This is a genomic window from Methylibium sp., from assembly GCF_013817365.1.
Taxonomy (GTDB): domain Bacteria; phylum Pseudomonadota; class Gammaproteobacteria; order Burkholderiales; family Burkholderiaceae_C; genus Methylibium.
In genome coordinates, this window is record NZ_JACDCU010000095.1 from 1 (window position 1) to 10,723 (window position 10,723).

Here is a 10,723-nt window from a genome sequence, read left to right on the forward strand (position 1 = left end):
GTCCGGCTCTGCCGGCGCCGCACTGATCGCCGCATGCTCCCATTCGGCCGCGCTCGGCAGCCGGCGCCCGGCCCAGCGGCAATAGGCCTCGGCCTCCCAGGCATTGACATGGATGACCGGTTGCGCAGGATCGAGCGGCAGCCAGCGGTCGAACCAGTGGTGCTCCCAACCGGCAGGGCCGCCGGCGCGCGAGCTGCGACGCCACCGCTGCGGATGGCTCGGAGCCGATTGCGCGCGCCAGCGGCCCGCCGCACCGGGCCACAACGCGGGCTGGTCATAGCCGCCGGCCTCGACAAAGCGCAGGAACTGCCCCGCCGACAGCGGCGCCGCGTCGATCTCGAAGTCCGCCAGGCGAACGCTTCGCGGCGGCAGTTCGTTGTCGAACGCAAAGCCACGCCGGCCCGAAGGCCAGCCGATGCACCGCTCGCCGCCTGGCACGTGAACCGGCGCGCAAGGCGCGTGGCGCGGCAGCTCCGAGCGTGCTGGCGGCGCGTAGCCGAGCGACTGGCGCAACCAGGTCAGTGCCTCGCCATGCATGTCTTCGTGGAAGAGCGCCAGGCGATGGAAGTACAGGCGGTCGTCATCGCTGTCGCCGTCGGTCCGCGACAGCGCGGCCAGGCAGGCATCGAGCTGGGCATCGAGCATCGCCACGACCTGCGCACGCGTGGGCAGCGGAGCCGACCAGCGCTCGCCGTGCGGCAGCAGGCTCGAATCGAGCAGCGCGTCGGACCCCGCGTGGCGTGCCGGCCGGTCGGCGTGAACGCGCCCCTCGTCGTCGACGCGGTGCGGCCCGCGCAGCACCCAGAACTCGGCGAACCAGGCCAGGTGCGCCAGTTCCCAGGCGACCGGGTTGATGCCGGGGCGGTGCGGCACTTGCCACTGCGCGTCGGTGAGGTCGTCGGTCAGGGCGCGGGTGCAGGCACGGCTCTCGCGCAGCGCCTGCGCGAGCGCATTGCCGGCGAGCCGACGCGGGTCGGCGATTGAAGTCATGGCGGCCGCGCCAGATCGTTTGTAGGCAGACAACGTGGATCGGTCATCGCTGTCATTGCGGGCAAGGGTGGCGGGTTGGCCGTGCCAACATGGCCGCATGGGCAAGCCTCGCGTGTGCATCGTCTCGCCGGCCGCGGCCGGCGCCAACAACGGCAACTGGCACACGGCCTCGCGCTGGCAGCGTTTTCTGGCGCCGCTGGCGGAAGTGGAAATCACGCTGACCTGGGACGGCACGCCTGCCGATGCGCTGATCGCGCTGCATGCGCGGCGCTCGGCGGAGTCGATCGAGCGTTTCGCCGGGCGGCATCCGCACAGGCCGCTGGCGCTGGTGCTGACCGGCACCGATCTGTACCGGGACTTGGAGTCGAATGCAAGTGCGCGGCATTCGGTCGAGTGTGCCAGTCACCTGATCGTGCTGCAGGAGCAGGGGCTGCACCGGCTGGGCGCCGGTGCGCGCGCAAAGGCGCGAGTGATCGTGCAGTCGGCGCCGCGGCTGGTCCGCCACGACCGGGCCCGGCGGCGCTTCGATCTGGTGGCCGTGGGGCATCTGCGCGAAGAGAAAGACCCACTCACGCTGATGCGCGCTGCGCGCCTGCTGCCAACCGACACGAAGGTCCGAATCCACCATATCGGCAATGCGCTCGACGCCGATCTGCAAGCCGCCGCCGAGCGCTGCGCCATGGAATGCGCGGCCTACCGCTGGCTCGGCGGCCTGGCGCATACCGGGACGCGGCGCTGGATCGCGCGCTCGCGCGCGCTCGTGCACATGAGCCGCATGGAGGGCGGCGCCAACGTCTTGATCGAGGCGCTGCGCTCGCGCGTGCCCGTGCTGGCCAGCCGTATTGACGGCAACGTGGGCCTGCTCGGGAGCGGCTACGACGGCTATTTCAAGGTGGGCGATGCGCAGGCCCTGGCAGCGCTGATGCAGCGTTTCGCAAGCGACCCCGATTTCGACGCGCACCTGCAGGCGCAATGCGCCGTGCTCGAGCCGCGCTTCACCCCGGCGGTGGAGTCCGCGGCCGTTCGCACCCTGTTGCGAGAACTGCTTTTGCACGGTTCGGTCCATGCTCCGGCCGGCCTGCTGACACAATGAAAACTGCTTTGTATCGTCAGGAACTTCGATCATGAACGACACCACCGCCTGCACTACCGCGCCCGCCGCACCGCTGCGCCTGACCAGCTTCTCGCACGGCGGCGGCTGCGGTTGCAAGATCGCCCCCGGCGTGCTGTCGGAGATTCTGCGCAACAGCGCCGGCGGGCTGATTCCGCCCGAGCTGATGGTCGGCATCGAGACCGCCGACGACGCCGCGGTGTACCGGCTCAACGACGAGCAGGCGCTCATCGCGACCACAGACTTCTTCATGCCGATCGTCGACGACCCCTTCGACTTCGGCCGCATCGCCGCCACCAATGCGATCAGCGATGTGTATGCGATGGGCGGCAAGCCGATCATGGCGCTGGCGCTGGTGGCCATGCCGATCAATCAGTTGCCGGTGGAAGTGATCGGTCAGATCATCAAGGGCGGCGAATCGGTCTGCCGCGAGGCGGGCATCCCCATCGCCGGCGGCCACACCATCGATTCCGTCGAGCCCATCTACGGCCTGGTGGTCATGGGGCTGGTGCACCCGAGCAAGGTGCGCCGCAATGCCGACGCGAAGCCGGGCGACGTGCTCATCCTCGGCAAGCCGCTGGGCGTGGGCGTGCTGTCGGCGGCGCTGAAGAAGGGCAAGCTCGATGCGGCCGGTTATGCGCAATTGATCGCCACGACCACGAAGCTCAACAAGCCCGGCGTGCCGTTGGCCGACCTGGCCGGCGTGCATGCCATCACCGACGTGACCGGCTTCGGCCTCGCCGGCCATGCGCTCGAACTCGCGCGTGGCGCGAAGGCGCGCGTGGTGATCGAGTGGCCGAAGGTGCCGCTCATGGACGGCGTGGCCGCGATGGCGGCCGACGGCTTCGTCACCGGCGCGTCGGGGCGCAACTGGGCCGGCTATGGCGCCGAAATTAGCCTGGCGCCCCAGCTGCCGGGCACGGCACAGGACCTGCTCAGCGATCCGCAGACTTCGGGCGGCCTGCTGGTGAGCTGCGATCCGCAGAGCGCCGAGGAAGTGCTGCGCATCTTCCGCGCCGATGGATTCGCGCAAGCCGCGGTGGTGGGCCGCGTGGAGGCCGGGGCGGCGGGGCTGCACGTCGAGCGGTAGTCCGCACGCCGGTTGAGCGTTCGCTTGTAGGCGGGCGCACGGGACGAAGAAAGGACGCTCGCTGCCTATGCTGCGCGCCTTCCTTTCACCTCACGTCCCGGAGACTTCGATGAACACCGACACGATCTTGGCCGAGCCCGAAGCCGCGGCCCCACGGACCCAGACCCAGCCCCCCCAGGCAGTCCATCACCGCGAGCACGTCCTCGATGGCCGCCTCCGGGGTGTTGGCACGCCGATGCGTTCGGACAGACCCGCACCACGGCGGTCCAGCATCACCACGCGAAAGCGCTGCGCCAGCCGGTCGAGCGCGCCGCGCATGCGCGGCTCGTCGAGCGAGGCCTCGATGTGTGACCAGGCCTCGGGCACCAGCACCAGCGTATCGGGCCCCGTGCCCAGGGTCGCGTAGGCCACCGAACCCAGCGCGGTGCTCGCGTAGCGCTGCGCCGGAGCCGTCCCGGTCGCTGACCGTGGCCGGGCTGCAGGCGACGAAGCTTCGCCCTGCAGCGCTGCGCAGGCCGCCGCATACGCGGCCTCGACCGCGGCCGAGGGCCGCATGCCGAACTCGTGGCGCATGAGACTGGCGCACTGGTCATAGGCCGCCTCGACCGCCGCCCCCTGGCCCAGCCGGCCGAGCGCTTCGAGCACCAGCGCGTGGCCCGCATCGACACAGGCGTCGATCTCGAGCAGCCGGCGCGCCGATTGCAGCGCTGCGTCGAAATGACCGAGCAGCAGCTCGCGTTCGGCCATGCGTTGCAGCGCCCGCATCAACAGGCGCGCGTGCTCCCGGCGCTTGGCCTCGAGCCACGCCTCGAAGGCTTCGGAGTCGAGCGCGAAGCCGGCCAAGACCGTGTGCGATGCGGGTTGCAGCAGCCGTGCGGCATCGAGAGGGCGGGCTTTAGCGTCGAGCACCGCCAGCGGCGAGCTGTGTCTGCGCCAGGTCCACGGCGAGCGAGACGGCCTGGCGCGCGAGCCAGATCGTGTCGGCATCGCCCGCCACCAGTTCGAGCTCGCAGCTCGTGTTGATCTGGTGCACCAGCCGACGCAGCCGCGTGCGTCCGACGCTGATGTCTGCGTCCGGCCACAGCAGGTTGGCCGCCTGGGCCCGAGACATCTTGGGCGCGGCGTCGCTGAGGCAGGCGACGAGTGCCCAGGCGCGCTTGAGCTGCAGGGGCACGATGCGGCCGTCCACCAGCAACTGCGGGTAGGCATGAAGCTGGATGCAGATGCTCCGCGTAGCCGCCATCGGCTGCATGCTGGCCAAGCGCCGCCTCCTCGTGAGACAGCCCACCGCCTCGCGCAGCGGGCCTCGGCGGGATTCTGCTCCGGGGAGGGGCTGCCGTATCAGCGCCCGGCCCTCGCGGCCGTCGCCGCGTCGATCATCGCGGCCAGGCTCGCCGCCGCCGCCTCGGGCTGCGGCGCCTGTATCAAGGCGCGCACGATGCCTACCGAGCCGACCCCGCTCGCCAGCACGGCCGAAAGGCGGCTCGCGTCGATGCCGCCGATGGCCACGAGCGCAGCGTTGCGCATCAGCCGCGCGTAGGCGTGCAGACGGCCGATGCCCTGCGGCGGCGTGGGCATGCGCTTGAGTGTGGTGGGGAAGACGGCGCCCACCGCGAGATAACTGGGGCTGTGGGCATCGGCGCGCAGCATCTCGGCATAGCCGTGGCTGCTCAGGCCCAGGCGCAGGCCGGTGCTGCGGATGGCGGCGAGGCCGTCGGCATCGATGTCGCGCAGATCTTCCTGCCCGAGATGCACGCCGTAGGCACCGGCTTCGATGGCGTCGCGCCAGTGGTCGTTGATGAACAGCCTTGCCCCGGTGCCGCGCACTGCGGCCACGGCCGCTCGCACTTCGCAGCGTACCGCTTGCGGGTCGTCGGACTTGAAACGCAATTGCACAGTCGGCACGCCGGCATGTGCCATGCGCCCCACCCAGGCCGCGTCGGGCAGCACGGCGTACAGGCCCAGCGCGTGCGGACACGGCGCGAAAGCGTCGGTGCGAGGGTAGGGCGCCACGCCGAAGTCGGCGGGGTCGTCGGGCCACTGCCGCGCGTCGAATGCGCCGGTGCGACGTGTTCTGTTTCGCCATGCGCGGGCCACGCGCAAGGCATCGGGCGCAATGAAGCCGAGCGCGGTGCAGGCATGCAGCGCGGCCAGGTACTCGGGCTCATCGTGCTCGGGCACAGGAAGCGTCGGGTCGGCGAGTGGCAGGGCCAGGAAGGGGCCGTGGGCGGCCACGACGGCCTGCGCCATCTCGTCGATCCGGCGGTCGGTGCGGCTGTCGATCCGGTCGCTGTTGCGCTCATCGATGCGGCTGTCTTCGGGGCCGCTGATGCGCCCGTCGGTGCGACTGTCCGTGTCGCCGCCAGCATGGTCCTTCGGGCGGCCACCGTTGCGTTTGTCTGTGCGGGTGCCGTCGCGATTTTTGCTGGCGTCGTTGGAGTTCATGTTTCGTGCCAGAAAGGCGTGCCCAGCACCGGCGTGCTTGGCTGCGCCGTGTGCTGCTCGCGCATCGCGCCGGCGAGAAAAGCGCTGCGCCCGGCGCGCACCGCGTCGGCGAAGGCGCCGGCCATCGCCACCGGGTCCTGCGCGAGCGCAACCGCGGTGTTGAGCAGCACCGCGTCATAGCCCCACTCCATTACCTGGCAGGCGTGCGAGGGCAGGCCCAGGCCGGCATCGACGATCAGCGGCACGCTCAGGCGCTCGCGCAGCAGGCGCATCGCATACGGATTGACGGGTCCCTTGCCGGTGCCAATGGGTGCGGCCCAGGGCATCACGGCTTGGCAGCCGGCATCGACGAGGCGCTGGCAGAGCACGAGGTCTTCGGTGCAGTAGGGCAGCACCTTGAAGCCGTCGCGCACGAGGCGCCGCGCGGCTTCGACGAGGTTGAGCGTGTCGGGCTGCAGGCTGTAGTCGTCGCCGATCAGCTCGAGCTTGATCCACGGCGTGCCGAAGACCTCTCGGGCCATCTGGGCAGTGGTGAAGACTTCGTCGGCGCTGTGGCAGCCGGCGGTGTTGGGCAGCACCGGCACGCCGAGCGTTTGCAGCAGTTGCCAGAAGCTCTGGCCGCCGTTGCCTTCACCCGAGCCGGCGCCTTCGCGGCGCAGCGATGCGGTGAGCATGGCGGGCTGCGCGCGCTGCACGGCCGAGTGCAGCACGGCCGGTGAGGGGTAGCGCGAGGTGCCGAGCAGCAGGCGGCTGGCGAAGGTTTCGCCGTAGAGCACCAGCGGGTCAGGCCTGGCTCCCTCTCCAGCTTGCGGGAGAGGGTCGGCGCAGTGCGCTACACCCTCATCGCCCGCCCTCTCTCGCGAGCGGGAGAAGGAGCCAACGCGCTGCAGCGGTTCCTTCGGCAAGTTCAGTTCCATCTTGGGCATGGGCTTCCTCAGCCTCCGGTGACAGGCGCGATGATTTCGATGCGGTCGCCGTCGTTCAGCGCTTGCTGTCCGTAGGCGGTGCGCGGCACGAACTGCAGGTTGACCGCGGCGGCGAAGGGCGGCTGCGGCTGCAGGGCCTGGATGGCATCGGCCAGCGTGGCGCCCTCGGGCAGTTCGCGGGGCTTGTGATTGATGAAAATCTGCATGAGCGGCTTGGTCGATGAACTCAGTCGGTGAAGCCTTCGAGGCGCAACTCGAAGCGCTCGGCCAGCGGCGAGCGGCCCGTGTCCATGATTTCCAGCACCGCGTCGAGCAACGCCGGAGCGATCATGAAGCCGTGCCGGTACAAGCCGTTGATCTGCACGCGGCGCGGGCCAAGACAGCGCAGCGCGGGCAGGTTGTCGGGCAGCGTGGGCCGCACCTGCGAGGCGATCTCCAGGATGCGCGCTTCGCCGAAACCCGGATGCACGGTGTAAGCCGCGCTCAGCAGTTCGAGCGCGGAGCGCACGCTGGCCGGCGAGCAGTCGTCGGACTCGATCTCGGTCGCGCCGATCACGAACACGCCCTCGGGCTTGGGCGCGATGTAGAGCGGGTAGCGCGGATGCAGCAGCCGGGTCGGGCGCGACAGCGCCACGCCGGGTGCGTGAACGCGGATCACCTCGCCGCGCACGCCGCGCAGCGCCGGCCACTGCGCGCGCGCGCCCAGGCCGCGGCAGTCGAACAGCCAGCCCTCGGGGCCGGGGTCGATGTGCTCGGGCGTGCGCGGGCTGCGCCAGTGCACAGGGACCTGCAGCGTTTCGAGCTGCATCGCCAGCGCCGAGAGCAGTCCGCGGTTGTCGAGCTGGCCTTCAGCCGGCAGGTAGAGGCCTTGCGAGAAGCGCTCTCCGAGCGCGGGTTCGAGTCGCGCCAGCGCTGCGGCATCGAGCGTTTGCGCGACGGGCAGCTCGGGCAAGCGGCGCGCTGTGGCGGCGAGTTGCGTGCCGAAGCGGTCGGCCTCGGCGGCATCCTGCCGGTGCCACAGCACCAGCGTGCCGTCCTGCTGAAAAAACACCGGCGACGGCAAAGCTTCGAGAAGCTGCGGCCAACGCTCCAGCGCATGCCGGCCCATGCGCACGACGCTGCTTTCCGTGATGGCCGATTCGGCCAGCGGCGCCAGCATGCCGGCCGCAACCCGCGCCGCCGAGCCCTGCGCATCGGCGCCGCAGGCCTCGAACACCTGCACTGGATGACCGCGCCGGGCCAGCTTGCAGGCCAGCAGCCGGCCCATCAGGCCGGCGCCGAGCACGACGGCGGGCACGGCGCTCGCGGGCTTGGCGCGCGTCGACTCAGCGGCAGGCTGCTTTGCCGCGTTCAACGCCTCAGCTGTAAATTTCGCCACCACGCTCGCGGAACTCCTGGGCCTTGTCGTCCAGCGCGCGCGCCACCTCGATCACCTTGATCGGCGCAGCGGGCGCTGCTTGCAGCTTCGCGAACTCGCGCACCTCCTGCGAGATCTTCATCGAGCAGAACTTCGGCCCGCACATCGAGCAGAAGTGCGCCACCTTCGCGTTGTCCTTGGGCAGCGTCTCGTCGTGGTACTTCATCGCCGTGTCGGGGTCGATGGCCAGGCGGAACTGGTCTTCCCAGCGGAACTCGAACCGTGCCTTGGAGACCGCGTTGTCCCACATCTGCGCGCCGGGGTAGCCCTTGCCCAAATCTGCGGCGTGGGCGGCGATCTTGTAGGCGATGAGGCCCTGCTTGACGTCGTCTCGATTCGGCAGCCCCAGGTGCTCCTTGGGCGTCACGTAGCACAGCATCGCCGTGCCGTACCAGCCGATGTTGGCGGCGCCCATCGCTGAGGAGATGTGGTCGTAGCCCGGCGAAATGTCGGTGATCAGCGGGCCCAGCGTGTAGAAGGGCGCCTCGAAGCAGGCCTCGAGCTGCTTCTCGACGTTCTCCTTCACGAGCTGCAGCGGCACGTGGCCGGGGCCTTCGATCATCACCTGCACGTCGTGCTTCCACGCGACTTGCGTCAGCTCGCCCAGGGTGTGAAGCTCGGCGAACTGTGCCTCGTCGTTCGCATCGGCGATCGAGCCGGGGCGCAGGCCGTCGCCGAGCGAGAAGCACACGTCGTAGGCCTTCATGATTTCGCAGATTTCGTCGAAGTGCTCGTACAGGAAGCTCTCGCGGTGGTGAGACAGACACCACTTCGCCATGATCGAGCCGCCACGCGAGACGATGCCGGTGAGGCGGTTCGCGGTGAGCGGCACGTAGGCCAGGCGCACGCCGGCGTGGATGGTGAAGTAGTCCACCCCTTGCTCGGCCTGCTCGACGAGCGTGTCGCGAAAGAGCTCCCACGTCAGGTCTTCGGCCTTGCCGTTCACCTTCTCCAGCGCCTGGTAGATCGGCACGGTGCCGATGGGCACGGGCGAGTTGCGCAGGATCCATTCGCGCGTCTCGTGAATGTTCTCGCCAGTGGACAGGTCCATCACCGTGTCCGCACCCCAGCGGATGGCCCACACCAGCTTGTCGACCTCTTCCTCGACGCTCGAGGTGACGGCCGAGTTGCCGATGTTGGCGTTGACCTTCACGAGAAAGTTGCGCCCGATGATCATCGGCTCGCTCTCGGGGTGGTTGACGTTGTTCGGGATCACGGCGCGGCCGCGTGCCACCTCGTCGCGCACGAATTCGGCGGTGATGTCCTGCTGCATCTTCGCGCCGAAGGCCTGGCCGCGCTGGGGCAGGCGCTCCGTCGCGAGCCGCTCGCGCAGTTGCGCCTTCACGAGGTTCTCGCGCACGGCGATGAACTCCATCTCGGGCGTGACGATGCCGCGGCGGGCGTAATGCATCTGCGAGACGCCGCGCCCCGCCTTGGCCCGGCGCGGCAGCGGCGCATGGGGCATGCGCAGCCTGGCGAGCGTGGGATCGTCGAGCCGGGCACGGCCGTAGGCGCTGCTGATGGCGGGGAGCAGCTCGGTGTCGCGGCGCTCTTCGATCCACGCCGCGCGCAGCGGCGGCAGGCCGCGGGTGATGTCGATCTGCGCCGCGGGGTCGGTGTAGGGGCCGCTCGCGTCGTACACGCGCAGGGGCGGGTTCGGCTCGTGTTGCTGTTGGCCGTCGGCGTCTTGCGTGAGCGTGTTGCTCAGCGAGATTTCCCGGAAGGGGACGCGAACGTCGGGCCGCGTGGCACCGAGGTACACCTTGCGCGAGCCGGCAAAGGGCTCGCGGGTGATGCGGCGCGAGAGAGCGTCGGTATCGACTTGCAGTTGGGTCTTGGCCATTCGTGCTCCAGGGGCTTCGTTGAAAGAGGCTTGCCTGGGTTTCGTGCTTCGCTTCGAAAAGCGGCGCACGAAAGGCCGTTGCACTTGATTCCTACGCGGGCATGATCCCGATCAGGTTCAGCGGGTTCCACTTCTGAAGTGGTCTCAGCCTCGACTTTCGTCTCGGCGCCCCGACAAGCAGGTGGCATCTTAGCGGCATTCGTTTTCTGCGCGCCATCGCACCCCTTCAAAGCACTTGCATGACATCCGAACACACCCACGAGTACCCGCGTGTGCTCTCGATCGCCGGCTCCGACAGCGGCGGCGGCGCCGGCATCCAGGCCGACCTGAAAACCTTCGCGGCGCTGGGCTGCTACGGCATGACTGCGATCACAGCGATCACGGTTCAGAACACCCTCGGCGTGTCCGGCGTCCATGCGCTGCCGGCAGAAACGGTGAGGGCGCAGATCGCCGCCGTGATGGACGACATCGGCGCGGACGCGGTGAAGATCGGCATGCTGCATTCGCCCGAGATCGTGCGAGTGGTGGCCGATGCGCTGCGGCACTACGGCGTTCGCAAGGTGGTGCTCGACCCGGTGATGGTGGCCACCAGCGGCGACCGGCTGATGGCGCCGGAGACGGTGGAGGTGCTGGTGCGCGAGCTGTTCCCGCTGGCCAGCGTCGTCACGCCCAATCTGGACGAAGCGGCGTTGCTCCTGGGCCGCGACATCACGAGTGCAGAGCAGCTCGAGGCCGCTGCACACGACCTGCTGGCGCTCGGGGCGCCCGCCGTGCTGCTCAAGGGCGGTCATCTGCGCGGCGACACCGTCGTCGACGTGCTGGCCTGCGGGCCGGGCGATGCGCAGCGCCTGCAGTCGCCGCGCATCGCGAGCCGCAACCTGCACGGCACGGGCTGCACGCT

11 protein-coding genes and 1 riboswitch are annotated in these 10,723 nt (G+C 69.7%); of the genes, 3 read left to right on the forward strand and 8 right to left on the reverse strand.

Annotation, left to right across the window (positions count from 1 at the left end; all coding sequences use genetic code 11):
• The coding region (locus H0W38_RS08105; RefSeq protein ID WP_292452748.1) for an SUMF1/EgtB/PvdO family nonheme iron enzyme at positions 1-990 on the reverse strand (990 nt) is incomplete at its 3' end.
• A 97-nt stretch (positions 991-1,087) separates the two neighbouring features.
• Between H0W38_RS08105 and senB the strand changes: the two genes are divergently transcribed.
• Both senB and selD read left to right on the forward strand, forming a co-directional pair.
• Complete coding sequence (senB, locus tag H0W38_RS08110; RefSeq protein WP_292452750.1) at positions 1,088-2,083, forward strand: selenoneine biosynthesis selenosugar synthase SenB; 996 nt, start codon at positions 1,088-1,090, stop codon at positions 2,081-2,083.
• A gap of 31 nt (positions 2,084-2,114) precedes the next feature.
• Entirely contained in the window at positions 2,115-3,191 is a 1,077-nt protein-coding gene (selD, locus tag H0W38_RS08115) for a selenide, water dikinase SelD (protein WP_292452751.1), read from the forward strand.
• 186 nt (positions 3,192-3,377) lie between these two features.
• Here selD and H0W38_RS08120 read toward each other — a convergent pair whose 3' ends face one another.
• The 7 genes from H0W38_RS08120 to thiC form a co-directional block, all read right to left on the reverse strand.
• A complete protein-coding gene (locus tag H0W38_RS08120) occupies positions 3,378-4,100 on the reverse strand; it encodes a bacterial transcriptional activator domain-containing protein (protein WP_292452752.1) in 723 nt (240 codons plus the stop codon).
• Positions 4,087-4,452, reverse strand: a complete 366-nt coding sequence (locus H0W38_RS08125) for a hypothetical protein (RefSeq protein ID WP_292452754.1) — start codon at positions 4,450-4,452, stop codon at positions 4,087-4,089. Before H0W38_RS08125 ends, H0W38_RS08120 begins: the two co-directional genes overlap by 14 nt.
• An 80-nt stretch (positions 4,453-4,532) precedes the next feature.
• A complete protein-coding gene (locus tag H0W38_RS08130) occupies positions 4,533-5,636 on the reverse strand; it encodes a thiamine phosphate synthase (protein ID WP_292452755.1) in 1,104 nt (367 codons plus the stop codon).
• Entirely contained in the window at positions 5,633-6,415 is a 783-nt protein-coding gene (locus H0W38_RS08135; protein ID WP_292452759.1) for a thiazole synthase, read from the reverse strand. The genes H0W38_RS08130 and H0W38_RS08135 overlap by 4 nt, the downstream gene beginning before the upstream one ends.
• A 155-nt stretch (positions 6,416-6,570) precedes the next feature.
• Positions 6,571-6,768, reverse strand: a complete 198-nt coding sequence (gene thiS, locus H0W38_RS08140; RefSeq protein WP_292452756.1) for a sulfur carrier protein ThiS — start codon at positions 6,766-6,768, stop codon at positions 6,571-6,573.
• Between the two features lie 20 nt (positions 6,769-6,788).
• The gene (locus H0W38_RS08145) at positions 6,789-7,859 is read right to left on the reverse strand and encodes an FAD-dependent oxidoreductase (RefSeq protein WP_292452760.1); all 1,071 of its coding nucleotides are present in this window, start codon (positions 7,857-7,859) and stop codon (positions 6,789-6,791) included.
• A gap of 61 nt (positions 7,860-7,920) precedes the next feature.
• On the reverse strand, positions 7,921-9,822 hold the full coding sequence (gene thiC, locus H0W38_RS08150) for a phosphomethylpyrimidine synthase ThiC (RefSeq protein WP_292452757.1): 1,902 nt from the start codon (positions 9,820-9,822) through the stop codon (positions 7,921-7,923).
• Positions 9,823-9,893: 71 nt separating this feature from the next.
• Positions 9,894-10,005: riboswitch (TPP riboswitch) on the reverse strand.
• A 56-nt stretch (positions 10,006-10,061) separates the two neighbouring features.
• Here thiC and thiD point away from each other — a divergent pair.
• The coding region (thiD, locus tag H0W38_RS08155) for a bifunctional hydroxymethylpyrimidine kinase/phosphomethylpyrimidine kinase (RefSeq protein ID WP_292452758.1) at positions 10,062-10,723 on the forward strand (662 nt) is incomplete at its 3' end.

What these genes read in the sequence shown, in the direction of transcription:
- senB (WP_292452750.1), top strand. Translation starts at nt 1,088, where the DNA reads ATGGGCAAGCCTCGCGTGTGCATCGTCTCGCCGGCCGCGGCCGGCGCC.
- selD (WP_292452751.1), top strand. Translation starts at nt 2,115, where the DNA reads ATGAACGACACCACCGCCTGCACTACCGCGCCCGCCGCACCGCTGCGC.
- H0W38_RS08130 (WP_292452755.1), bottom strand. Translation starts at nt 5,636, where the DNA reads ATGAACTCCAACGACGCCAGCAAAAATCGCGACGGCACCCGCACAGAC.
- thiS (WP_292452756.1), bottom strand. Translation starts at nt 6,768, where the DNA reads ATGCAGATTTTCATCAATCACAAGCCCCGCGAACTGCCCGAGGGCGCC.
- thiC (WP_292452757.1), bottom strand. Translation starts at nt 9,822, where the DNA reads ATGGCCAAGACCCAACTGCAAGTCGATACCGACGCTCTCTCGCGCCGC.